At 64.3% G+C, this 23,498-nt stretch carries 25 protein-coding genes and 1 pseudogene; 16 read left to right on the top strand and 10 right to left on the bottom strand.

Annotated features, from left to right (window positions below):
* Window positions 1–63 precede the first annotated feature (63 nt).
* Window positions 64–1,095: an IS5 family transposase gene (locus AT984_RS20765; RefSeq protein ID WP_058719059.1), complete on the top strand. Its 1,032-nt coding sequence runs from the start codon at window positions 64–66 to the stop codon at window positions 1,093–1,095.
* Window positions 1,096–1,131: 36 nt separating this feature from the next.
* On the opposite strand, the gene AT984_RS23130 is transcribed toward AT984_RS20765, so the two are convergent.
* Together AT984_RS23130 and AT984_RS20755 are read right to left on the bottom strand one after the other, a co-directional pair.
* Entirely contained in the window at window positions 1,132–1,995 is an 864-nt protein-coding gene (locus tag AT984_RS23130; protein WP_156422154.1) for a hypothetical protein, read from the bottom strand.
* 143 nt (window positions 1,996–2,138) lie between these two features.
* Window positions 2,139–2,369, bottom strand: a pseudogene (locus tag AT984_RS20755) (magnesium chelatase domain-containing protein); the annotation flags it as partial.
* Between the two features lie 310 nt (window positions 2,370–2,679).
* On the opposite strand from AT984_RS20755, the gene AT984_RS20750 reads away from it, so the two are divergent.
* The 12 genes from AT984_RS20750 (at window position 2,680) to AT984_RS20695 (ending at window position 14,202) form a co-directional block, all read left to right on the top strand.
* Entirely contained in the window at window positions 2,680–3,447 is a 768-nt protein-coding gene (locus AT984_RS20750; RefSeq protein WP_058721733.1) for a TorF family putative porin, read from the top strand.
* Between the two features lie 51 nt (window positions 3,448–3,498).
* The gene (glnK, locus tag AT984_RS20745; RefSeq protein ID WP_058721732.1) at window positions 3,499–3,837 is read left to right on the top strand and encodes a P-II family nitrogen regulator; all 339 of its coding nucleotides are present in this window, start codon (window positions 3,499–3,501) and stop codon (window positions 3,835–3,837) included.
* A 73-nt stretch (window positions 3,838–3,910) separates the two neighbouring features.
* Window positions 3,911–5,464 carry an ammonium transporter gene (gene amt / locus AT984_RS20740; RefSeq protein ID WP_058721731.1) on the top strand — a complete coding sequence of 518 codons (1,554 nt, stop codon included), beginning with the start codon at window positions 3,911–3,913 and terminating at the stop codon, window positions 5,462–5,464.
* Between the two features lie 195 nt (window positions 5,465–5,659).
* Entirely contained in the window at window positions 5,660–6,163 is a 504-nt protein-coding gene (locus AT984_RS20735; protein ID WP_058721730.1) for a retropepsin-like aspartic protease family protein, read from the top strand.
* On the top strand, window positions 6,160–7,140 hold the full coding sequence (locus tag AT984_RS20730; protein ID WP_058721729.1) for a TraB/GumN family protein: 981 nt from the start codon (window positions 6,160–6,162) through the stop codon (window positions 7,138–7,140). The genes AT984_RS20735 and AT984_RS20730 overlap by 4 nt, the downstream gene beginning before the upstream one ends.
* Window positions 7,141–7,167: 27 nt before the next feature.
* The gene (locus AT984_RS20725) at window positions 7,168–7,932 is read left to right on the top strand and encodes a PhaM family polyhydroxyalkanoate granule multifunctional regulatory protein (RefSeq protein WP_058721728.1); all 765 of its coding nucleotides are present in this window, start codon (window positions 7,168–7,170) and stop codon (window positions 7,930–7,932) included.
* A 62-nt stretch (window positions 7,933–7,994) separates the two neighbouring features.
* On the top strand, window positions 7,995–9,470 hold the full coding sequence (locus AT984_RS20720) for an FAD-linked oxidase C-terminal domain-containing protein (protein ID WP_058722508.1): 1,476 nt from the start codon (window positions 7,995–7,997) through the stop codon (window positions 9,468–9,470).
* Window positions 9,471–9,473: 3 nt separating this feature from the next.
* Window positions 9,474–10,571, top strand: coding sequence for a glycolate oxidase subunit GlcE (gene glcE / locus AT984_RS20715; protein ID WP_058721727.1), 1,098 nt, complete (start codon window positions 9,474–9,476; stop codon window positions 10,569–10,571).
* Window positions 10,558–11,256 carry a class I SAM-dependent methyltransferase gene (locus AT984_RS20710; RefSeq protein ID WP_058721726.1) on the top strand — a complete coding sequence of 233 codons (699 nt, stop codon included), beginning with the start codon at window positions 10,558–10,560 and terminating at the stop codon, window positions 11,254–11,256. The genes glcE and AT984_RS20710 overlap by 14 nt, the downstream gene beginning before the upstream one ends.
* Window positions 11,256–12,518 carry a glycolate oxidase subunit GlcF gene (gene glcF, locus AT984_RS20705; RefSeq protein ID WP_058721725.1) on the top strand — a complete coding sequence of 421 codons (1,263 nt, stop codon included), beginning with the start codon at window positions 11,256–11,258 and terminating at the stop codon, window positions 12,516–12,518. The genes AT984_RS20710 and glcF overlap by 1 nt, the downstream gene beginning before the upstream one ends.
* 36 nt (window positions 12,519–12,554) lie before the next feature.
* Window positions 12,555–12,839, top strand: a complete 285-nt coding sequence (locus AT984_RS20700; protein ID WP_058721724.1) for a hypothetical protein — start codon at window positions 12,555–12,557, stop codon at window positions 12,837–12,839.
* Window positions 12,840–13,215: 376 nt separating this feature from the next.
* A complete protein-coding gene (locus AT984_RS20695; RefSeq protein WP_058721723.1) occupies window positions 13,216–14,202 on the top strand; it encodes a DMT family transporter in 987 nt (328 codons plus the stop codon).
* On the opposite strand, the gene AT984_RS20690 is transcribed toward AT984_RS20695, so the two are convergent.
* A complete protein-coding gene (locus tag AT984_RS20690; protein ID WP_058721722.1) occupies window positions 14,163–15,617 on the bottom strand; it encodes an aminotransferase-like domain-containing protein in 1,455 nt (484 codons plus the stop codon). The genes AT984_RS20695 and AT984_RS20690 overlap by 40 nt on opposite strands.
* A gap of 153 nt (window positions 15,618–15,770) precedes the next feature.
* On the opposite strand from AT984_RS20690, the gene AT984_RS20685 reads away from it, so the two are divergent.
* Entirely contained in the window at window positions 15,771–16,055 is a 285-nt protein-coding gene (locus AT984_RS20685; protein ID WP_058721721.1) for a DUF2917 domain-containing protein, read from the top strand.
* Window positions 16,056–16,095: 40 nt separating this feature from the next.
* On the opposite strand, the gene pssA is transcribed toward AT984_RS20685, so the two are convergent.
* The 6 genes from pssA to ypfJ all read right to left on the bottom strand — a co-directional run bounded on the left by pssA (window position 16,096) and on the right by ypfJ (window position 20,796).
* Window positions 16,096–16,716: a CDP-diacylglycerol--serine O-phosphatidyltransferase gene (gene pssA / locus AT984_RS20680; RefSeq protein WP_058721720.1), complete on the bottom strand. Its 621-nt coding sequence runs from the start codon at window positions 16,714–16,716 to the stop codon at window positions 16,096–16,098.
* Window positions 16,717–16,771: 55 nt separating this feature from the next.
* Window positions 16,772–17,875, bottom strand: a complete 1,104-nt coding sequence (locus tag AT984_RS20675; protein WP_058721719.1) for a nucleotidyltransferase domain-containing protein — start codon at window positions 17,873–17,875, stop codon at window positions 16,772–16,774.
* On the bottom strand, window positions 17,872–18,795 hold the full coding sequence (locus AT984_RS20670) for an HprK-related kinase A (protein WP_058721718.1): 924 nt from the start codon (window positions 18,793–18,795) through the stop codon (window positions 17,872–17,874). The genes AT984_RS20675 and AT984_RS20670 overlap by 4 nt, the downstream gene beginning before the upstream one ends.
* Complete coding sequence (locus AT984_RS20665; protein ID WP_058721717.1) at window positions 18,792–19,031, bottom strand: HPr-rel-A system PqqD family peptide chaperone; 240 nt, start codon at window positions 19,029–19,031, stop codon at window positions 18,792–18,794. Before AT984_RS20665 ends, AT984_RS20670 begins: the two co-directional genes overlap by 4 nt.
* Before the next feature lie 82 nt (window positions 19,032–19,113).
* Window positions 19,114–19,671, bottom strand: coding sequence for a hypothetical protein (locus AT984_RS20660; RefSeq protein ID WP_231741479.1), 558 nt, complete (start codon window positions 19,669–19,671; stop codon window positions 19,114–19,116).
* 237 nt (window positions 19,672–19,908) lie between these two features.
* Window positions 19,909–20,796 (bottom strand): KPN_02809 family neutral zinc metallopeptidase, encoded by an 888-nt coding sequence (ypfJ, locus tag AT984_RS20655; protein ID WP_058721715.1) that lies wholly within the window; start codon window positions 20,794–20,796, stop codon window positions 19,909–19,911.
* 186 nt (window positions 20,797–20,982) lie between these two features.
* Here ypfJ and AT984_RS20650 point away from each other — a divergent pair, with 186 nt between their 5' ends.
* Both AT984_RS20650 and AT984_RS20645 read left to right on the top strand, forming a co-directional pair.
* The gene (locus tag AT984_RS20650) at window positions 20,983–21,786 is read left to right on the top strand and encodes a head GIN domain-containing protein (RefSeq protein ID WP_197418193.1); all 804 of its coding nucleotides are present in this window, start codon (window positions 20,983–20,985) and stop codon (window positions 21,784–21,786) included.
* Window positions 21,787–21,861: 75 nt separating this feature from the next.
* Window positions 21,862–22,785 (top strand): GGDEF domain-containing protein, encoded by a 924-nt coding sequence (locus AT984_RS20645; RefSeq protein WP_197418192.1) that lies wholly within the window; start codon window positions 21,862–21,864, stop codon window positions 22,783–22,785.
* Between the two features lie 21 nt (window positions 22,786–22,806).
* On the opposite strand, the gene trhA is transcribed toward AT984_RS20645, so the two are convergent.
* Window positions 22,807–23,445 (bottom strand): PAQR family membrane homeostasis protein TrhA, encoded by a 639-nt coding sequence (gene trhA / locus AT984_RS20640; protein WP_058721713.1) that lies wholly within the window; start codon window positions 23,443–23,445, stop codon window positions 22,807–22,809.
* Window positions 23,446–23,498: the final 53 nt, after the last annotated feature.

Genomic DNA, 23,498 nt, shown 5'->3' with positions numbered 1-23,498 from the left:
CTTCGAGACCGCTGCATAACATCCCTAATGCGCGCAACTTGAAGATGCGGTGCAATACAGGGCATGGACAGTTTCTTCCTGATGGGTGCCAAGCCGCTGGTTCAAGACTCGCCGACGATGAAGTTGCACGAGTTGCTGGATTGGGTTGAGATCAGCCACAAGCTCAAAGGCTTGTACAAGCGTGAGGCCAGTAATGGCGGCGGACCTGAGCCCTATGCGCCGCTGGCGATGTTCAAGCTGATGCTGCTGGGCCAGTGGCATGGTCTGTCGGACACGCAGTTGGAGCATGCGCTCAAGGTTCGACTGGACTTTATGGTGTTCACTGGCTTCGAGCCCGGTGACGACAGCTTTCCTGATGCCACCACCATCTGCCGCTTCCGCAACCGATTGGTGACGGCCAAGCTCGATCAAGTGCTGCTGCGCCGGGTCAATGTGCAACTTGAAGGCCAGGGGCTCAAGGTGGCCGGCAGCCGGGGCGCCATCATCGACGCCACGATCATCGAGAGCGCGGCTCGGCCGAATCAACACATCGAAGTCGATGAGGACGGCCAGGCCGATGTGGTGGACAGTGCAGACGACGAAGCCCGCTGGGTCAAGAAAGGCAAGGACGCCTTCTTCGGCTATCGCGGCTACAGCGCGGTGGACACAGAAGATGGCTATGTCGAGCACGTCGAAGTCCACCCCGCCAACCAAGCCGAAGTCAACAAGTTGCCCGGCATCGTGGAGGCGCTCGCAGCGCAAGGCGTCCAGCCTGAGGGTGTGCTGGCCGACAAGGGCTACGCGAGCGCAGCCAACCGGGAGTACCTCAAGAACAAGGGCATCGGCGACCTGATCCAGTTCAAGGGGAGCCGAGGCAACCCGGTGCATCCTTTGCAGACGCAGATGAACCGGGCCATCGCCACGCTGCGCTACAAGGTCGAGCAAGGCTTCGGGACAATGAAGAGAAAGTTCCACCTGAGCCGAGCGCGGTACTTTGGCGCGGCCAAAACGCAGGCGCAAATGGCGTGGGCGGCGCTGGGTGTCAACCTGCTCAAGGCGATGAGGAAGCTGCAAAGCGGACGGCTGCAGCCGTGTGCAGGGAGTAGTCCGTCTTGATGGGCCAAAGGGCCCGAAGGAAGGGCCGAAAACCCTTCAAAACGCTCTAAAACCGAGCGATTTTTCCGCATCATGGAATCCTCGCCTGCCGCTGAGGTGGGCGAGTTTGCAGAGCGGGTTATGCAGCGGTCTCACTTCACGAAAGACGCCGGTAACGGCAAGGGGCCTTTCGAACGGTGGCCAAACCTCCAAAGGCAGCAATCCTTGCGGATCAGTCATACGCGCGCCTGCGATCCGCTTATAGATACGTTGACCAAGCTGTAAAGCCCCAGATTCCTTTAGTAAGGTAACCAGATATGGGGCCTCATCGTCGCTCCACCGATGTCGAACCTCGAAACGGATCGGGTTTGATTCCAGGTCCGTGTTATCCGGGTTGTAGATATACCGCTCAGGACTGAGTAGCTTTTCCGTGATGGATGCGTCAAGCAGAGGGGATGACACGGCCCAGAAGAATAAGAACAAGGTCGAACAAGGAATCAGGACTTCGGCTGTGGTCGCACTTGGCCGGACTCGGACTAAGAGCGAGTCGTACTCAAGTGTGCTTGCTAGCTCTGCCGTTAATCCTGCAAATGCGAGCGATGAACGTTTTACGAGACTCGTGTTCGCCGAATCGAAGTCTATTTCTACCGTCCGCTTGATCAACTTTGACGTGGGGCGAACCGGGGAGATCCTACCGGTTGGGCAGTCAATCTCTGCGCCGATATGGAGAAGAGGCATGTGAGCAAGCGAAACAAGGGCTCGCTCAATACGCCAATCTTCCTTCTGCACACCTGCTGAGAGGAAGAAGGTGTGAATGCCGAGTGCATCGGCCGCCCCAGGGAGAGGTGCCAGATTGCCGAACCAGATCACTCGCCAGCGTCCAAAAGGAAGGAGTAATCGAAGCTTGTTCTGTTTTGCCAAGGTGTCTCGCGATTGGCAACTGGGGCCACCCCGCCCTATGCCTGAGGAAGGTCAACTTTCTCATGCAATGGGTTCTGGCCTCGCAAACAATTTCACGAACCTCGCAAATAGTGAAAACTTCTCAAATAACGATCACGATGTCACTTGGGCAACTCAGCGGGTGCCAAATTCACAGTAATGCGCTTGTTATGAGGAAAACTCAAACCACTATTGAGCAAGGCCGCCCGCACCCGTTCGCGGGCCTCTTTGACCTCGGTATCGGCCAAACCGACCAAGGTGAAACTGGGCAGGCCATTGGCCAGATGGACCTCCACGCTGACGGCAACGGCGCTCATGCCATCGAGCGAGCGGCTATGAAGCAGGGCGAGTGACATGCAAAAACACTCCCTTGTGAGCGTTGGCAGCAGGCTTTGGCCGGGCTGGCGCACAGCGGCGGTGCGCGCACCAAGATGATGCAGAGGGCTTTGCGCACGACCCCCTTGCTGGTGCGCTCGTCGCCCACGTCACTCAGGGTAAGTGCTGGGATGAGCTGAGCGACTCAGGGCAGACCCGGGGGATGGATGGAGATTTGAGCACGCGGGCAGGCCATGGCTCTAGCTGGCACGGAAGCTGCAATGCCTGTAGCGAAGTGTTTCACCAAGCTTGTTCTCTCTCTTTCATTCGAAAACTGCCAGGAGTCTTGCCATGAAGTCAGCCTTCCCCGTCTCGCTCGCTCTCGCCCATGCCCTCGCTCTGGCGCTGGCTTCCACCGCCTTGCCCGCATTGGCCGAAGAGCCCGCTGCCGCAGCCGCCAGCCCGCTGAGCTTCAACCTCAGCCTGACCAGCGAATACCGCTACCGCGGCATTTCGCAGTCGCGTCTGGACCCCGCCCTGCAAGGCGGCGTGGACTACGCGGCTGAAAGCGGCTTCTACGTCGGCGCCTGGGCCTCGACCATCAAGTGGATCAAAGACGCGCCTTACAACGGCGGCGCCAATGCCGAGATCGACCTCTACGGTGGCTACAAAACCGAAGTGGCCAAGGGCCTGACCCTGGATGTGGGCGTGCTCAGCTACGTCTACCCCAGCAACAAGCTGGAAACCAGCGCCAACACCACCGAGGTCTATGGCGCACTGACATTCGGCCCGGTCACGGCCAAGTACTCGCACAGCGTGACCAATCTGTTCGGCACCGCCGACAGCAAGGGCAGCGGCTACTTCGATGTCTCGGCCACATTCGAGCTGGGCGAGGGCTTCACCCTGACCCCGCATATCGGCTACCAAAAGGTGAAGAACTTCAGCGCCGGCAGCTACACCGACTACGCCCTGACGGTGAACAAGGACTACGCCGGCTTCACCTTCGGCGCCGCCGTCATCGGCACCGATTCCGACGCCTATATGGGCGGCGCCAATGCCGACTCCCTGAAGAACCTGGGCAAGAGCCACCTGGTGGTGTCGGTCAAGAAGACCTTCTGAGCCACCGGCCTCACCGCATCAAGACAGCTAGAACCACGCGAGGAAACAACCATGAAAATGATCACTGCAGTCATCAAGCCCTTCAAGCTTGACGAAGTGCGCGAGGCGCTCAGCGCCATCGGCGTGCAAGGCCTGACCGTCACCGAGGTGAAGGGCTTTGGCCGCCAGAAAGGCCATACCGAGCTGTACCGCGGCGCCGAGTATGTGGTGGACTTTCTGCCCAAGGTGAAGATCGAAGCGGCCGTGGATGACGCAGTGGTCGACCAAGTGATCGAGGCCATCGAAGGCGCCGCCAAGACCGGCAAGATCGGCGACGGCAAGATTTTCGTCTCGCCGCTGGACCAAGTCGTGCGCATCCGCACCGGCGAAACCGGCAACGAAGCCCTGTAAAGCGCAGGGCGCGCCAGCGCCCGATTCCACACGCTCAACGCTCAATTTGCTCCCCCCGTCTGGAGACTCGAACATGAAGAAACTCTTTGCCAGTCTGGCCTTGGCCGCCACGGTGCTTGCCGCACCCGCCGCCTGGGCGCAAGACACTGCCAGTGCCGCGGCCTCTGCGGCAACCACCGCCAGCGCTGTTGTGGCTGACACCGCTTCGGCGCCTGCGCCTGCTGCTGCCACTGCGCCCGTCGCAGCAGCCGCAGCTTCCGCGCCTGCCGAAGCTGCCTCCGCCCCGGTGCTGGTGCCCAACAAGGGCGACACCACTTGGATGATGCTGTCCACCCTGCTGGTTATCATGATGACGGTGCCAGGTCTTGCCCTGTTCTACGGCGGCCTGGTGCGCAGCAAGAACATGCTGTCGGTGCTGATGCAAGTGATGGTGGCCTTCTCGATGATCGTGGTGCTGTGGGTGCTTTACGGCTACAGCCTGGCGTTCACCGAAGGCAACCAGTTCATCGGTGGCACTGACCGCTTGTTCATGAAGGGCATCTGGGACAACGTCACCGGCACCTTCGCCAACGCGGCCACCTTCAGCAAGGGCGTGGTCATCCCGGAAATGGTGTTTGCCGCCTTCCAGGCCACCTTCGCCGGCATCACCGCTTGCTTGATCGTCGGCGCCTTTGCCGAACGCGCCAAGTTCTCCGCCGTGCTGGCCTTCCTGGCCCTGTGGTTCACCTTCAGCTATCTGCCGATCGCTCACATGGTCTGGTTCTGGGCCGGCCCTGACGCCTACACCAGCGCCGATGTGGTCGACAAGGTCAACGGCACTGCCGGCATGATCTGGCAATGGGGCGCGCTGGACTTCGCCGGCGGCACCGTGGTGCACATCAACGCCGCTGTGGCTGGCCTGGTGGGTGCCTTCATGATCGGCAAGCGCGTCGGTTACGGCAAGGAAGCCTTCACCCCGCACAGCCTGACCCTGACCATGGTCGGCGCCTCGCTGCTGTGGGTGGGCTGGTTCGGTTTCAACGCCGGTTCCGCTCTGGAAGCCAACGGTTTTGCTGCCCTGGCCTTCATGAACACCTTCGTCGCCACCGCGGCTGCTGTGCTGGCCTGGTCGGTCGGTGAAGCGCTGCTCAAGGGCAAGGCTTCGATGCTGGGTGCTGCTTCGGGTGCTGTGGCTGGCCTGGTGGCCATCACGCCTGCAGCTGGCAACGTCGGCATTGGCGGCGCCTTGGTGATCGGCGTCATTGCCGGCTTCGCCTGCCTGTGGGGTGTGTCCGGCCTGAAGAAGCTGCTGGGTGCTGATGACTCGCTGGACGTCTTCGGTGTTCACGGCGTGGGCGGCATCGTCGGCGCCTTGCTGACCGGTGTGTTCAACTCCCCCGCCCTGGGCGGCCCCAGCTTTGTCGGTGACTGGGTCACGGCAACGACGGTGACGGCTGACGCCTACTCCATCGCCGCTCAAGTCCTGGTGCAAGCCAAGGCGGTTGGCGTGACGGTGGTCTGGTCGGCCGTCGTCTCGGTGATCGCCTTCAAGGTGGTTGATCTGGTGATCGGTCTGCGCGTGACGGAAGAAGAAGAGCGCGAAGGTCTGGACATCAGCTCGCACGGCGAGACTGCGTATCACAAGTAAGCACAAGTGATCCTTCAACCCGGCCCGCAAGCATGGCTTGGCGCGCCGAGGCGGTGACTGATTAGTTGGTCGCCACCACACAGCAAGGCCAGCGGGACGACAGTCCGGCTGGCCTTGTTCTTTTGTGCGCTCCCAAGTGGCGAAAACCTGCGGCCGACGCCTTCTGGCTGCGCAAAAATCTGGCATGGTGTCGGCATGAGCCATGCCAACAGCCCCCACAAAGAACTCCCCAGCTATTTCAAACTCGCCACCATCTGGCTTTTGCTGATGCTGCTGGTGTTCCTGGGCTTCAAGGCCTGGGAGCGCCAGCAAAAGCAAAGCCTGGTATCCATCAACGGCGGTGAGATCACCTTGCGCCGCGCCAGTGATGGTCATTTCCACTGGCCGGGCGAGGTCAACGGCGTGGCGGTGGACTTTCTGGTCGACACCGGCGCCACCAGCACCGCCCTGCCACAGGTCCTGGCCGAGCAAGTGGGGCTGCGGGCCGAAGCCGAGGTCGCCTCCAACACCGCCGGCGGCGTGGCGCGGGGCTACCGGGCCCGCGCCGATTTGCGCCTGCAGGGCGGCGTGAATGCGCAGCGCCTGCCCGTCACCGTGCTGCCCGCGCTCGACGCGCCCTTGCTGGGCATGGACATCTTGTCCAAGCTGAGCTTTACCCAGCATGGCGGCGAACTCTTGATCCGCAACGCCAAGCCATGAGGGCGCTGCTTGGCTTCGGTCTCGCCCTGGCGCTGAGCCTGCCGCTGCCGCAGGCCCAGGCCAAGCCCGTCTGCCCGCCACAAGCCGCCTTGCCCAGCGCAGCGCAAGCCGCCGAGCTGGCCGCCGCCGCGCCCGACCGCGGTTTTCTCTACCGCCTGCGCAAGGGCGGCCATGACTCTTATCTCTACGGCACCCTGCACATCGGCCGCATGGCCTGGTTCTTCCCAGGCCCGCAGCTGCGAGAAGCGATGAAGCAGAGCGATACCCTGGCCTTGGAGCTGGACCTCAGCGACCCCGCCACCCTGCAGGCCCTGAGCGCGCCACCCCAACATGCCCAGCCCTTTCATGCCAGCCCCGCACTGCAAAAGCGCCTGGCTGCCCAAGCACGCGCCGCCTGCCTGCCCGAACAGGCCTTGGCCCATCTGCACCCTTTGCTGCAGCTGAGCAACTACATGGCCCTGGACGCCCGCTGGGACGGCATGGACCCCAGCTTCGGCCAAGAGTTGATGCTCTCCACTTGGGCCCGCCAAAGCGGCATAACCATTCATGCGCTGGAAAGCGTGGACACCCAGCTGCAGGCGCTGCTGCCCGCCGATCCCAAGGAAGCGCAAACCCAGCTGCGCAAAGGCCTGCAACAGCTGGAACAAGGCCAGCTGCGCAAAAGCACGCGGCGCTTGGCGCAGGCCTGGGCCAACAGCGATATGGCCACCCTGAGCAACTATGCGGACTGGTGCGACTGCGTGGGCGACGCGCAAGACCGCGCCGAGCTGCGCGCCCTCAACGACGAGCGTAACCCCAGCCTGGCCGAGCGCCTTGCCGCCCTGCATGGGCAGGGCCGGCGGGTGCTGGCCGCCGTCGGCAGCCTGCACCTGAGCGGGCCGCGCGCCCTGCCCTTGCTGTTGCAGCAAGAGCACGGCTTCGAGGTGCAGCAATTGCATCCGTCGTACCATCAGCCCGCGTCATCCCCCTCGCATTAAACGACCCTCTTGAAGGAGCACAAAAGCATGGCCGACAACAGCTTCAGCAAATTCGTCCCCGGTTTTGATTTTCTGCAAGGCCTGGTGAAGAACGCCGGGGCGGCCTTGCCCGGCATCGGCCAGTGGGTGGCGCCGACGCTCAACCCGGAAGAGCTGGGAAAACGCATCGAAGAGCTGCGCACCGTGCAGTTCTGGCTCGAACAAAACGCCCGCATGTTGGGCGCCACCATCCAGGCCCTGGAGGTGCAGCGCATGACCTTGTCGACGCTGAAGTCGCTGAACGTACCGCTGGCCGAGCTGAGCAATGCCCTCAAGTTGCCCACCGCCGAGGCCATGTCCACCCCCGCTTGGCCGGCCATGCCTGGCATTCCCCCGGAGGTGATGGCCGCCGCCGCCCAAACGCTGCCCAAGACCCCTGCCCCAGCACCCAAGCCCGCCGCCAAAGCCAAGGCCGACAAATCTGAAACAGCAGCCCCGGCCATCCCGGCCGCCGTGGACCCGCTGCAGTGGTGGGGCGCGCTAAGCCAGCAGTTCACCCAGCTGGCCGCCACGGCGATGAAGGAAAACGCGACCGACGCCGCTAAGAACTTGGCCGGCGCCATCGTCAAACAATCGTTTGACGCCGCGGGCGACACCTTGCGCAAAGCCGCTGCGGTGCCCGGCGCCGTGGCCGGCAGCATGGTGGAATCAGTCAGCAAGAGCCTGGCGGCCAAACCCGCCACCAAGCCTGCCACCAAGGCCAGTGCCCACAAGCCGGCGGTGCGCAACGCCGTCAAGAAAAGCAAGCCCTGAGAGGCACCCCGCCCGTGAACGCAGCAACTAGCGCGACTGACGCCAAAGGCGCCTCCTCCGTCATCGACCCCACCCAGCGCGTGCAAGCGCAGGCCCGCGTGGTCGCGGCCCTGTCCAAACACCTGCCTAGCCACGCCCTGCTATGGCATGCCGAGGACACGATTCCCTTTGAATGCGACGGCCTGACCGCCTACCGCCAGCGCCCCTTGGTGGTGGCCTTGCCGGAAACCGAAGAACAGGTCGCGGCCATTTTGCGCAGCTGCTTTGCGCTGGGCGTGCCCGTGGTGGCGCGGGGCGCGGGCACGGGGCTGTCGGGCGGGGCCATGCCGCATGCGGCGGGCGTGACGCTGAGCCTGGCCAAGTTCAAACAGATCGTGCAGATCGACCCGGTGGCGCGCACAGCGCGCGTGCAATGCGGCGTGCGCAATCTGGCCATCTCAGAAGCCGCGGCCGTCCACGGCCTCTACTACGCCCCCGACCCCAGCAGCCAGATTGCCTGCACCATCGGCGGCAATGTGGCCGAGAACTCCGGCGGTGTGCACTGCCTCAAATACGGCCTCACCCTGCATAACGTGTTATCTGTGCGCGGCTTCACGATGGAAGGCGAGGCGGTGGAGTTCGGCGGTGCGGCGCTGGACGCGCCAGGCCTGGACTTGCTGAGCCTGATCGTCGGCAGCGAAGGCATGCTGGCGGTGACGACCGAGGTGACCGTCAAGCTAATCCCCAAACCACAACTGGCGCGCTGCATCATGGCCAGCTTCGACGATGTGCGCAAAGCCGGCGCGGCGGTGGCCAATATCATCGCCGCGGGCATCATCCCGGCCGGCCTGGAGATGATGGACAAGCCCATGACCGCGGCCGTGGAAGATTTTGTGCACGCCGGCTACGACCTGACGGCCGAGGCCATTTTGCTGTGCGAGAGCGACGGCACCGCCGAAGAAGTGGCCGAAGAGATTGAGCGCATGCAGGCCGTGCTGCTGAGCAGCGGCGCCAGCCGCATCGAAGTAAGTGCCGATGAGGCTCAGCGTTTGCGTTTTTGGAGCGGGCGCAAGAATGCCTTCCCCGCGTCTGGCCGCATCAGCCCCGACTACATGTGCATGGACTCCACCATCCCGCGCAAAAACCTGGCCGCCATCCTGCTGGCCATTGCCGAGATGGAAAAGAAGTACCAGCTGCGCTGCGCCAATGTCTTCCATGCCGGTGACGGCAATCTGCACCCGCTGATTCTGTTTGACGGCTCCGACCCCGACCAGCTGCGCCGCTGCGAGGAGTTTGGCGCCGAGATTCTGGAAACCAGCGTCGCCTTGGGCGGCACCGTGACCGGCGAGCACGGCGTGGGCATCGAAAAGCTCAACAGCATGTGCGTGCAGTTCTCGGCCGCCGAGCGGGAGCAGATGATGGCCGTCAAACGCGCCTTCGACGGCGCCGAACTGCTCAACCCCGGCAAGGTCATTCCGACCCTGCACCGCTGCGCCGAATACGGCCGCATGCATGTCAGCCGCGGCCTGCTGGCCCACCCCGATTTGCCGAGGTTTTGACCGATGACACTTGCCTTGACGGAGATTCAAGAACATATCCGCAGCGCCGCCGCCGAGGGCGCCCCGGTGCAGCTGCTGGGCTCGGGCAGCAAATCTTTTTACGGCGAAGTGCCGCAAGGTTTGCCGCTGCGCATCAGCGACTTCGCCAGCCTGCGCGGCATCAGCAGCTACGAGCCCAGCGAGTTGGTGGTGACGGTCAAGGCCGGCACGCCGCTGGCCGAGTTGGAGCAGGTGCTGGCCGAGCAAAACCAGCACCTGGCGTTTGAGCCGCCCCGCTTCGGTGGCCAAGGAACGGTCGGCGGCATGGTCGCCTGCGGCCTGAGCGGCCCGGCCCGCGCCAGCATGGGCGCCCTGCGCGAGCATGTGCTGGGCATCACCCTGCTCAACGGCCAAGCCGAGGCGCTGAACTTCGGCGGCACGGTGATGAAGAATGTGGCGGGCTACGACGTCTCGCGCCTGATTGCCGGCTCGATGGGCATTCTGGGCGTGATTCTGGAGGTCTCGCTGAAGGTGTTGCCGCTGCCGGTGGCCGAGGCCACTTTGCGCTTCGAGCAGAGCCAGGCCCATGCGCTCAATCAGCTCAATCGCTGGGGTGGCCTGCCCCTGCCCATCAACGCCAGCGCTTGGTGGGATGGCGCCCTGCTGCTGCGCCTGAGTGGCGCACAAGCGGCGGTGGACGCGGCCCGCCAGAGCCTGGGTGGCGAGCTGATTGCGCCCGAGCTGGCGCAGCCCTTCTGGCTCGGCCTGCGCGACCAAAGCGATGAGTTCTTTCAAGCGGCCCAGCGGGCCGTGCAAGGCGGCGCCGCGCTGTGGCGCTTGAGCCTGCCGCAAACCGCGCCGGCGCTGGACAAGCTGCACGGCGAGCAATTGCTGGAATGGGGCGGCGCCCAGCGCTGGCTCACCACCGCCATGCCCGCCGCCCAGGTCCGTGAGGCCGCCGCACAGGTGGGCGGCCACGCCAGCTTGTTCCGCGCCACGGACAAAAGCGCGGGCGTTTTTGCGCCGCTCTCGCCCCCCTTGCTGCGCATTCATCGCGAACTAAAAAAATCATTCGATCCCCAAGGGATCTTCAATCCGGGGAGGCTTTATGCCGGACTCTGAGCCGCTGGACCCCAGCGACTTGGCCATGCAGCGCTACTACGCCCAGCGCGCCAAGGAATATGAGGCGGTGTTTGAGAAGCCGCATCGCCAAGCCAATCTGGCCGAGATCAAAGCCTGGCTGCGCCAGCAATTCAGCGGCCGCACGGTGCTGGAGATCGCCACCGGCACCGGCTATTGGCTGCCCGCCGCCACCGCCAAGGCCAAGCACTGGCTGGGCACGGACATCAACCCCGAGACTCTTGCCGAGGCCCGCAGCAAGCCGCTGGACTTCGACAAGGTTGCCTTCATGCGGGCCGACGCCTATGCGCCCGGCCTTGTGGCGGCGGACACGCCCTCGCCTTTTGATGCTGGCTTTGCCGGCCTGTGGTTCTCGCATGTGCCCAAGGCACGCCAGCGCGAATGGCTGCTGGGCCTGCACAGCCAGTTGCAGGATGGCGCCCGCGTGGTGCTGATGGACAACCGCTTTGTGGAAGGCGACAGCACGCCCATCAGCCGCAAGGACGCGGAAGGCAATGGCTATCAGCTTCGCAGCCTCAGCGACGGCAGCCAGCACGAGGTGCTGAAGAACTTCCCCAGCGAAGCGCAGATGCGCCGCTTGTTGGCCGGTATTGCCGACGAGATTCAATGGCGTGAGCTGGACTATTTCTGGACCCTCAGCTACCGCGTACGACAGGAAAGCGCCTGATGCAAACCCAACTCGCCGAAGAGTTCAGCGGCACCAGCCACGGCAAGGCCGCCCAGGCCATTTTGAGCCGCTGCGTGCATTGCGGTTTTTGCACCGCGACCTGCCCGACCTATCAGCTGCTGGGCGATGAGCTGGACGGCCCGCGCGGCCGCATCTACCTGATCAAACAAGTGCTGGAAGGCGCCGAGCCCACCCGCAGCACCCAGCTGCATCTGGACCGCTGCCTGACCTGCCGCAACTGCGAAAGCACCTGCCCCTCGGGCGTGCAGTACGGGCAATTGCTGGAGATCGGCCGCGGCATCGTCGAGGCCAAGGTCGAGCGCCCCGCCGGCGAACGCGCCGTGCGCTGGCTGTTGAAAGAAGGACTGACCTCGCCCGCCTTTGCGCCCGCCATGCGCCTGGGGCAGCTGGTGCGCCCCCTGCTGCCCGCCACCCTGCAAGACAAAGTGCCCGGTAAAGCCCCCGCCAGCGCGCATGACTGGCCCCGCAAGCAGCACCCACGCAAGATGGGCTTGTTGCTGGGCTGCGTGCAGCCCAGCATGGCGCCCAATATCAATAGCGCCACGGCGCGCGTGCTGGATGCCGCCGGGATTCAGACTTTGGTGGCCGATGGCGCCGGCTGCTGCGGCGCCATTCGCAGCCATTTGAATGACCAGATGGGTGGCCTGGCCGATATGCGCCGCAATATCGACGCCTGGTGGCCGCTGGTGGCCGGACTGACCGAGGCCGGCAAGATCGAAGCCCTGGTGATGAACGCCTCGGGCTGCGGCGTCACGGTGAAGGACTACGGCCACGCCCTGGCCCATGACCCCGACTACGCCGACAAGGCCGCGCAGATCAGCGCCATCACCCGCGACCTGAGCGAGTTGCTGCCCGAGCTGGTGCCGCTGCTGCTACCGCAGCTGGGTACGCAGCAACAAGACACGCCACGCGAGAAGCTGGCCTATCACCCACCTTGCACCCTGCAACATGGCCAACAGCTGCGCGGCGGTGTCGAGCAAGGCCTGCGCGCCCTGGGCTTCGAGGTCAAGCTGGCCAGCTGCGACAGCCATTTGTGCTGCGGCTCGGCGGGCACCTACTCGGTCTTGCAGCCGCAACTGTCCAAACAGCTGCGCGACCAAAAGCTGCAAGCCCTGGCGCCCCTGCACGCGCAGACGATTGTCTCGGCCAATATCGGTTGCATCCAACATCTGCAAAGCGGCACCAGCACACCGGTGCGGCATTGGGTTGAGGTCTTGGCGGACTGCTTGCCTGGCGCCTGAGAACTTGTCCGTGGAAAACAGAGTTAGAACGCCTCAATGAAATCCTACGCAAACCTCGCAAGCCGCGTCGTCCGCATCCTCGGCCACCCCAATAGCGGCTGGTCGCCGGCTGATCTGGATGATGACAACGCACTCGAGCTGGAGTTCCGATTTGAGATCACCAGCGATGGCAACAAGAACTTCTTGCTGGTCTACCAATCCTTGGATGGCCGGTATGCCGCGGATTCTTGGCATGAAACCGAGGAAGAAGCGCTTGCCTGTGCGGAGGAATTGTTTGGCATCGCCCCCTCGGAATGGGTGAGGCCCGAGCCCTCGCTTTAGCCTTGTCGCTCCAGTAGTTTTCGGAGACGGGTCGCAAGGATTGCTCATGCAGCCCTGGATGCCCAGCACCCGCCTGCCGCCGCCAGGCTAGTCACGAACAAGCCCCAATTTGTTCGCATAGCGCCCACGCGTCACACGATCAAGGGCAAACCACAGCACCACTGTCATACCGATTTCGGACAATGCGAGCTCAGACAACAGGGGGAGGAGCCCGCAAGGGACCCTGTGCCAGCCAGTCCGGCGTTTGCCAGGACAAGCCAGCCGAGCCGAGAACCGGGCATCGCCATCGTGATGTCCGGTTTCTCTTTTTGGGCCCGCGCAAAACTTCCCCATCCCAAGAGGCGAAGACGCCGCTGAGCCAAGGCACACTGCGCCCATGTGGATAGGATTCTTGTTTGCCCTGGGCGCCGGCCTGATGTGGGGCCTGGTGTTTGTGGCGCCCCTGCTCTTGCCGGACTATCCGGCCGCGATGCTGGTGGTGGGCCGCTACCTGGCCTTTGGCCTGATCGCCTTGCCGCTGGCCTTGATGGATCGCGCGGCCCTGCGCGAGCTCAAAGCCGCTGATTGGCTGGAGGCCTGCAAGCTCAGCGCGATCGGCAATTTCCTTTACTACCTATGCCTGGCGGCCGCGATTCAGCGCGCCGGCGGGCCGCTGCCTACCGTCATCATCGGCACCCTGCCGGTGGTGATCGCCGTTATCTCCAACCGGCGCAATCGCGCGCGCGACGGCCTGCTGCCCTGGGCCCGGCTGGCGCCCTCGTTGGCCTTGATCGCGCTGGGCATTGCCTGCGTCAATCAGACCGAGTTGAGCCAACTCGCCGCCAAGCCGCAGGCCAATTTTCAGCATTACCTGGAAGGTGCTCTGCTGGCGGTGGCCGCCGTGGCCTGCTGGACTTGGTACCCGATCCGCAATGCCGATTGGCTGCGCGCGCATGCGGACCGCAGCCCGCGCGTCTGGGCCACCGCCCAGGGCCTGGTGACCTTGCCCATGTCTTTGCTGGGCGGCGCGCTGCTGCTGGGCCTGCACAGCGCCGGGCTGCCACCCTTGCCGGCGGACTTCAGCTTGCCGCTGGGTCCGCGGCCGTGGGCTTTTGTCGGCTTGATGCTGGCCGTGGGCCTGTTTGCCTCCTGGGTGGGCACCCTGTGCTGGAACGAGGCCAGCCAGCGCCTGCCCACCAATATCGTCGGGCAGCTGATTGTGTTCGAAACCCTGTCCGCACTGGCCTATGCCTTCACGCTCAGCGGCCAGGCACCCGCCGCCTTGACCTTGCTGGGCATCGCCCTGCTGGTGAGTGGCGTGTGGTGGGCGCTGCGCATCAAGCCTCAGGCCGCCACCAAGCCCGGCGCGTCGAGCAAGGCCTGAACCAGGGCGCCGATGCGGCGCAGCGCGGCCGGGTGCTCCGGCCCCCAACGGCCGCCCACGCCCAGGCGAATAAAGGAGCGAAAGCGCGGACTGACGCTGAACATCTGGCCGGGTGCGATGCAGATGTTTTCGGCCAGGCAGGCCTCGTAAAGCGCTACCGCATCCAGGCCACCGGGCAACTCCACCCACAGGATATAGCCTCCAGCCGGGTCGGTGACGCGGGTGCCCTTGGGGAAGCTCTGGGCGATCAAGCCACGCGCCTCGTCCACCCGCGCGGCGATGCTAGCGCGCATCTGGCGCAGCGCCGCTTCGTTGCCGGCCTGACTCAGCAGATCGGCCAGCGCCACCTCCAGCACAGCGGTTTGCGCGCCCGACTGCACGTCCTTGATCTTGCGTAGCGGCGCGGACCAGCGCCCCGCCTCCACCCAACCCAGGCGCAGGCCCGGCGCCAGGGTTTTGTTGAAGGAGCCGCACAGCATCACATGGCCGGTCGTGTCAAAGGACTTGACGGCGCGGCGCTTGTCATCTTGCTCTGCCAGGTCGTTGTAGATCACATCCTCGATCAAGGCGATGTCATGCGCGGCCACCAGCTGAGCCAGGCGCTTGCGTTCCAGCACCGGCATGCAAGCGCCCAGCGGGTTGGACAGCGTGGGCACCACCAGCACGGCCTTGACGTCTTGTGTCTCCAGCGCCAGCTGCAGCGCGTCCACCGAGATGCCGTGGCGCGGGTGGGTGGGAATCTCCAGCGCACGCAGATGCAAGCTTTGCAGAATCTCCAGAAAGCCGAAGTAAGTGGGCGACTCCAGCGCCACCACATCGCCGGGTTGAGTGACCGTCTTCAGGCACAGGGTGATGGACTCCATGCAGCCATTGGTCATGACGATGTCGTCGGCATGCAGCACGCAGCCCAGGCTCAGGCCATGCCGGGCCACGGCGCGCCGAGCCTCTTCGCGGCCCGAACCCAGCGGGTAGGTGCAGAGCAGATCACGCTGGCGCGTCACCACCCGGGTCAGGGCGCGGCGCACGCGTTCTTGGTCGAACATCTCCGGCCCCGGGCAGGCCGCGCCGAAGGAGACCATGTTTTGCTGCGCGGCCAGGTTCAGCACCTCGCGGCCTAAATCGCCCACCCGCACCGAGCAGCAGCGCCCGCTGGGGCGTGAGGCCTTGGGCTCAGGCAAAGGCTCGGGGCGGCTCTGCACGAAGTAGCCCGAGCGCGGCTTGGCGTGGATCAGCCGCGCATCTTCCAGCCAGTGATAGGCCTGCACGACGGTGGATTGCGACACGCCTTCTTGGCGCGCCAAGTCCCGCACCGAGGGCATGCGCTCACCACGCGCCAAGGTGCCCGCGCGGATGGAGCGCGCCAGCCGGTCGGCAATTTGAAGATAGAGCGGCTCGGTGCGGTTTGAATCGGTCATGGTCCGATTCTGTACGGTACACCGCGGTTACAAGCAATACAGATGAGGGCAAAGCCAGCCAACACAGTGCCGCCAAAACGCCCGCCTGTGCTTGTCCGCTTAGGGTAGCTGTGCCTCTGTTGCCGCCGGCGCGCAGGGCCCAAGCTTGCGGCCATGAACACCCTACTCAGAACCGATGCGCATTCCGCCGCCACGCTGCCAGGTTCACAGCGCCAAGCCGAGCTTCATCTTGCTGCCGCCCAGGCGCCGCTGGCACTGCCGTTGCGCGCCTGGCAATCGCGCACCGTGCGCGTCAGCCATGGCTGCCTGTGGCTGACCGAACAGGGCAAGCCGGAGGATGTGTTCATTCAGGCCGGCCAGCACATGCATCTGCTGGGCCCGGCGCGCTTCTACCTGAGTGCGGCCGGGGCGGCGGGGGTGCGGCTGAGCTTGACTTGAGCGGCTGAGTCAGTCGGGGAAAGAACCGCGAACGCAAGTCTCAGATTTTGGGGATCCGTATCCGGCTCACCATCAACGAGCCCGACACCGCGTACATCAGCGCCAGCGGGTGCAAGTAAAAACCGAACAGGTCCAGCTTGCCGCCCCACATCTGCTCGCCAATGGCGCCTTGCATGGCGGCCACGGCCAGCACGATCACCAGCAGCAAAGAGGTGGGGATGGGTGTGCCCTCGAAATACTTGACCTTGCTGCCGCCTTCGCTGAGTGCTTCGGCGGTGATATTGAAGCGGGCCAGGCGCGAAACGCCGCAGGCCACGAAGAAGACCAGGATGATGCGGTCGTACAAGCCCTGCATGCCGCAGGCATAAGCGATGGCCGCGGGCGCCACGCCGAAGGAGATGACGTCGGCCAAGGAGTCCAGCTCGCGCCCCAGCACCGACTGCTGCTGGCGCCAGCGCGCGATGCGTCCGTCCAGCACATCGAAGACAAAGGCCACCGGGATCAAGGCGCAGGCGTAGTAGATGTGCAGGATCTGGCCGGTCTGTAGATAGGACATCACCGAAAACAGGGCGCCCATGCCGGCGCAGGCATTGCCCAGGGTGAACCAGTCGGCGAGATGGAACTCGCGAATCATGGCGAAAGGTTTGTTGCGTGGCTTCATGCGCAAAGCATACGCGATGCGAGGGGCCGAGCGAGCGGGCCGCAGGACCGAACGGTTAGGCGGCCGGTGCCGCCGGCGTCGCCTCGTCTTCGGGCTCGCGCCGCAGCGCCTTGCGCAGCAGATGCGGCAGCAGCAGCCCCAAGGGCATGCGCATCCAATGCGCGCGCAGGTACAAAAAGCGCCGCGCGCTGCCGGTCCAGGCGTCCTCGCAGCTGGGGTGATCGGGCTGCAGGGCACGCAGGAAAACCGCGTCCATCAGCTTCAACACGCCAGTCGACGGGCCGGCCTGGCGCAAGGCCGCGCTGATCTCGGGCATGGGCGTGTGCAGCACCAGGCCGGTGTAGCGCAGGGCGTAGAACAGCACCCGGGCCAGGCCCAGTTCAAAAGCGCGCGCGCTGAGTGCGGGCCAGAAGGCGGGTTCGCTGCCAAAGTGGCGCAGCAGGCCGTCCAGATCCAGCAGGTCACGCAAGCCCTTGTCGAACTCGCCGTCGAGGAAAAGATGGCAGGCGCTATGCAAGACCATGTCCACATCGGCCAGGCGGTACAGCCCCGGCCAAGCGGCAATCGGCTGGGCATTCGCCAAGAGCTTGGCCGCATCGACCTGAATGCGCCCACTCAGCGGCAAGATGTTGTGGTGCACATCGATCACCGTCTCGCGCTGCACATGCTGCAGCGGCGGGATCTCGTGCATCCATTCCCGGTAGTAGCGCTGGTCGTAGGCATCATGGTGACCGGTCTGCCAGCCTTCGGCCATCAAGGATGCCTCGACACCGGGCAGGCGGTCCCGCGGCACCAGAATGTCCACATCCGAGAACAAACGCCCCTGCGCCAGCGGCAGTTCGCTCAACGCATAGGCCGCGCCCTTGAGCACCACCACCGGCATTTTGAGATCTTGCAAGGCCTGCGCGATCTTGCGGGCCTCCCAGCGCACGGCACGGCGCTGGCTGTCGGCCACGCGGCGCACCGAATCGAAATGCTTTTGCGGGCCGGGCGGCAACTGGGCCAGCACACCGGCGCGCTCAAAGGCAACCTCCAAGCGGCCCAGCAGATTGGCGCGCCGGCCTTGCTGCAGCAGCAACTCCCATTGGCGCAGCGTCCAGCTCAGGCAGTCTTGTGGACGCGCCAGGGCTTGCACCAGCAAGCTCGTGCCTAGGCTCATGGCGACACCTCCGCAGCATCCGCCAGCTGGGTGAAGAATTGGCAGGCCTGCTCCAGATCGCAGTACTCAAAGCGCAGGCAATGCGAGGCGGCCACGCGGTCCACCAAGGTCTCAAAGCCCTGGCGGCCATGCAAGTGGTAATTGAAGGCGTTGTCCACCAGGGCCATCATGGCCTCGGCGCGGGGCAAAGGCTTGGGCGTCACCGGGCTGCCAGCCACATAGCGCGGGAACACCACCCAGGCCAGCCGGGCGCGCTCGGTATTGCGCAAGACGCTGTCGGCCGGCGGCTTCATATGCGCGACCGTGCCCTTGACCGTGTCCCGCGTCAGCGGGCCGAACACGGCCTGCGGCGCAAAGGCCTTGATGACCTCGATGGAACGGTTCTTCAAGCTAACGGGTCGGGCCAGCGGCACCAGCTCGCCGGTTTGCGGGTCGATCAAGGTCAGCTCATCCGACAGCAAACGCCAGCCTCGATTCACCAGCCCGGCGCACAAAGTGCTCTTGCCCGAGCCAGGCGGCGCCGGCAGCACCATGGCGCGGCCACCGCGCTCGACCACCGCTGCGTGAATGATGATGTATTGGTGGCAGTGCCCGGACACACACCAGTTCAAGCCCCATTCCAGCATGGCCGAGGCATGCGGCAAGGCCATGGGCTTGAAGGGCCGAATGCCTTCAAACGAGAACTGCGCCTGTGGCCGCAACCAGTGGCGCAGGCCGTCCACCGCGTCAATGCGGGTGTCGAAATCGCAAAATTCCTCGGCCGTGCCCAGGGTTTGATCGGCATAGAGCGTGGCCAGCGCGTCGGCCACGCTGTCGAGCTGGGAGCGGATGCGCACCAGCACCGGGCCGGTGCGAATCAACAAGCCCTCGCCGCGCAGGGCTGATCTCAGGGCCGCAGCCTGCAGTTGCGCCAGTCTCACGAGGGCGATTGCTCGATCAAGCCAAGCTGCTCGAGGTAGTTCAGGTTTTGCGTGATGCGCGCCTCCAGCGCAGCATCACTTTCCCCCAGCAGCGCCTGGCTCAAGGCCGCGCTGGTCCAGGCTTGGGGGGAGGATTGAGCCAGAACGCTCAGCAATTCCTGGCCGCTGAAGGAGAGCAAATGGGTGTCGCCCGTCAGCTCATTGAACACCAGCTGCTGCTCATCAAGCAGGCGCATGTGCAAGGATGCCGAATTCAGCACCCGCCATTGGTGTATTTGTGCCCCCGGCACGCCCGACCCTGAACTTCGTCGCTTGAAATCAGAAGCTGACGACCACACCCATGGTGTAGTTCAGGTACTTGATGATCTTGGCATCATCCCAAGGCGATTCACCAGAGGGGCTGTAGTTCTTGTTCACGTGACCATTCCAAAGCGCAATGATCTGCGCCCGCGAAGGCACGGTTGTGGTGACCGAATTCAGAATCGCCGCGACCACCAATTGGGCGATTTGAATGCGCACTGAACCGCCTACCGCCATCGTCAGAACGCCGCCGAACGTTGTGCCGGTGGTGAAACCACTGTTCGGGAAATAGGTGGCGAACACCGTTCCGGAGGTGAAGCCTGTTGGGTAAGGAGTTCCCGCGACCGCCCAGTCCGCCGGGCGTTTGCGCGTGCCGCAGGCCGCATCAACCGTCTTACCCACAGCCCGGCTGACATTGGCCGACTGAAAACCCGTCGGGCCATGGCATTCGAGATTAGCGCCCAGCACTGGCCGGCTGGTCACGGTCATGGCCACAGGCGCCAGCGCCAGACCACCCTTGAGCAGGCGCCGACGAGCTTCCAGGCGAGACGCAGCTGTGGCTGCGACTTGGGGCATGGCGGGCTCTTGGCCTGAATCTAGCGGCTGTTGTTGATGCTGGTTCATGACAATTTCTCCCTGCGGCTTATCGGTACCTGACCTAGCGCAAGAGGACTAGAGTCGAGCGGTGAGACTTTGGAAGGAGTGTTCCACACAACGCACGCTGCCGCCATCGCGCGCCACCCCCTTGAACGGGTGGTGTCCCTTGAATTGAGGCGATATTTCGGCAATTCGGGAATTCTCCCGGGGCAAAGCTCAAACAGCACCGGCGCCAAGGGTGTTGCAAGCCTTCAGCTCACCCGCCGCCAAGCCGGTCTTGAACCAGCGCACGCGCTGCTCGCTGCTGCCGTGGGTGAAGCTTTCGGGCACGACCCGGCCTTGCGCCTGGCGCTGCAATTTGTCATCGCCAATTTGGGCGGCGGCATTGAGCGCTTCCTCAATGTCGCCCTGCTCCAACCAGCCCTTGCTTTGCTGCGAGAGCTTGGCCCAAACACCGGCATAGCAATCCGCCTGCAACTCCAGGCGAACGCTCAATGCGTTGTAGTCACGCTCGGAAACTCGCTGGCGGGCGCGATCCAGTTTTTCGGTCGTGCCTTGCAAATTTTGTAAGTGGTGACCAACTTCGTGAGCAATCACATAGGCTTGGGCGAAGTCGCCCGGCGCGCCCAAACGGGAGCGCAAGGTGTCGTAGAACGCCAGATCGATATAGACCGTGCGATCGGCCGGGCAGTAAAACGGGCCCATGGCCGACTCACCCATGCCGCAGGCGGTCTTGTAGCTGCCGCGAAACAAGCCCAATTTGGGCGGCGCGTACTGCTGCTGTTGAGCGGCGAAATAGCTGCCCCACACATCTTCGGTGTCGGCCAGCACTACGCTGACAAAGCGCGCGCCGACATCTTGCGGCTTGGCCCCAGGCGCATGTTGGACTGCGGGCGCGGACTGCGGCGCGCCGCCGCCATTGAGCAAGCCCAGAACCGTCATGGGATTAATGCCAAAGGCCCAGGAGGCCAGCAAAGCGATGACGATGCCGCCCAATCCGATGCCGCGGCCACCACCAAAGCCACCGCCCCCGCCGCCGCCGCCACCACTGCTGCCCCGCAAATCCTGGACGTTCTCGCTCTCGCGCTGACCTTCCCACTTCATCTTGGGCTCCTTGTGCTGTTCTATTCAACGCCCAGCGGCGCTACCGTCTATGCCGCGGATTGTGCGGCCTGTCGCGTCTCGCTTGGTGCGGCGGCATGGTCAACACCACACTGCGGGCAATTCTTACCCTTTGCTGGTGCCTTCAACGGCGCCATCGATTGCCAAATGCCACGCCAAGGAGCCGCCATGCCCAAGTTCAAACTGATCGCTGCCACAGCCCTGCTCGCATTCACTGGGCTCAGCCAAGCCGCCGACAGCAATGACTGGGAATTGCGCATCAAGAACCACGGCAATAGCTGGACGGCCAGTTTCAGCGGCCCGACGGACTACGGCCCCGCCGGCAAGCGCATCAAGGGCTCGGGCGTCATCGTCGAGAAGGCGCGCGCCCTGCGCCCCTTCAGCAAGCTGCGGCTCGAAGGCCCGATGAATGTGCGCCTCAGCCAGGCCAGCAGCGACGCCGCCCGCGTCTCGGCCGATGACAATATCGAGCCTCTGATCGACACCCGCGTTGAAGACGACACCCTGATCCTGCGTTTGCTGCCCGGCACGGGCTTCAGTACCCGCTATGCCCCCACCGTGTGGGTGGACAGCAAAAACCTACAAGCCCTGGTGTCCAGCGGCTCCGGCGATATCGCCATCGACAAGTTCAAGAGCGACAAGCTCAGCCTGAGCCTGAACGGCTCAGGGGACTTGCGCATCGGCTTGCTGGATGTGAACGAGCTCGACGCCAAGCTGTCCGGCTCAGGCGACTGCACGGTGGCCGGCCGGGCCGAGCGGCAGAACTGGCTGCTGCAGGGTTCGGGCGATGTGGATGCGCGCAGTCTCAACGGCAGCAGTGCCAAAGCCCAGCTGAGCGGCTCGGGCGATTTGAGCCTGGGCGTAACGCAAAACCTCGACGCCACCTTGCAGGGCTCGGGCGACTTGAGCTACGCCGGGCGCCCGGTGCTCAAACAAAACGTCAGCGGCTCGGGCGAGATCAGCCGCCGCTGAGGCGCGCCAGCCCGCAGACTTTCCCGCCGGCCGCCTCTGATTGGCTCAGAATAGAGCCATTCTCTGGAGGTGTCGATGAGCGACATGCAAGGCCTGCAAGTGCAGGATGAATTGGCCGGCATCTTGCTCGGCATGCATGAAGAAAGTCCCTTGCTGGTGGCGCTGTTTGATGCGCAGGATGTGCTGCGCTATGCCAACCGCGCGTTTCGCGCCGCTTATGCCGTGCAGCCCGACGGGAGGTTGAGCTGGTCCGACATGATGCGTGACAACTACGCCCACCGGCGCGGCGCCTTCATCGAAACCCAAGACATCGAGGCCTGGATCGCGGGCGTGCATTCCCGCCGCGGCAAGACAGCGCACCGCGCCTTCGAGGCCGATCTGTGCGACGGGCGCTGGATCTGGATGACCGAAAGCATTCAGCAACAGGGCTGGATGCTGTGCGTCGCCAGCGATATCAGCAATCTGCGCCAAGAAGGCCGCGCCCTGCGCCAAGCCCATGTCAAAGCCCTGGCCGCCGCCAATACCGACGCGCTGACCGGCCTGAGCAACCGCCGCCACGGCCTGCATCTGCTGGACCAGGCCTTGCTGGACAGCGAACCCTGGCCGCTCTGCGTCGCCCTGCTCGATCTGGACGACTTCAAGCAGATCAACGACAGCCTCGGCCACGCGGCCGGGGATCTGGCCTTGATCGACTTCGCCCGCCAGCTCCAGGCCGGCAGCCGCCGCGAGGACGGCTGCGCCCGCCTCGGCGGTGATGAGTTTTTGCTGATCCTGCCCGCTGCCGGTCTGCCGCAGGCCCAAGCCATCATCGAGCGCTTGCTGGAGCGGGTGCGCAAGGCCCGGCCCCTGCCCGATCATCCCGAGCTGGGTTACCACTGCTCGGTCGGCTTGGCGCAAGCCAGCTGGGGCGAAAACACCGAAACCCTGCTGTGCCGCGCCGATGCGGCGCTCTACGGCGCCAAACTGGCCGGCCGCAATCGCTACGTGCTGGCCGAATGAGGGCGCGCTAAATCCTGCGTGCTAAACCGCGTACCAGAGCGCGGCGAAGAAATGGCAGCCGCTGCCGGCCAGCACAAACAAGTGCCAGATGAAATGGCCATAGCGGATGCGGCCATCCAGCAAGAACACGATGGCGCCCAAGGTGTAGGCCAAGCCGCCCGCCACCAACCAGGCCAAGCCAGCGGCGGCCATGCGCGCCGTCAACGGCCCCAGGGCGAAGATCACCAGCCAGCCCATCGCCACATACAGCCCGGTTGACCAGAGCGGGTGGCGCAGGCGGTTGAACAGCTTGGCCGTCACGCCCAGGCCGGCAAATCCCCACACCAGGCCAAACAGCGTCCAGCCCCAGGCCCCATGCAGAACGCCCAGGGCGAAGGGGGTGTAGCTGCCGGCGATGAATAAATAAATGGCGGCGTGATCCAGCCGGTTCAGCCACAGCTTGGCGCGGCCCTCCGGCATGGCGTGAAACAGCGTGGACACCAGATACAGCAGCATCATGGTGAGCGAGAACACACAGGCCGCCACCACATGGCGTGTTTCGCCCTGCCGCGCCGCGGCAATGCTGAGAATGGGCAAAGACGCCACGGCCAGCAAAAAGCCAAGGCCATGACTGATGGCGTTGGCAATCTCTTCGCCCAAAGATTGATTTCGTGCGCTCATGCAGGCATTCTTGCAGTCTTCATGTGACCGTTGACGACAAGGCCCTTCAGATT

The organism is Paucibacter sp. KCTC 42545, from assembly GCF_001477625.1.
Taxonomy (GTDB): Bacteria; Pseudomonadota; Gammaproteobacteria; order Burkholderiales; family Burkholderiaceae_C; genus Paucibacter_A.
The sequence above is the reverse complement of the archived record's forward strand: the minus strand, read 5'-3'. Positions and strand labels throughout refer to the sequence as shown.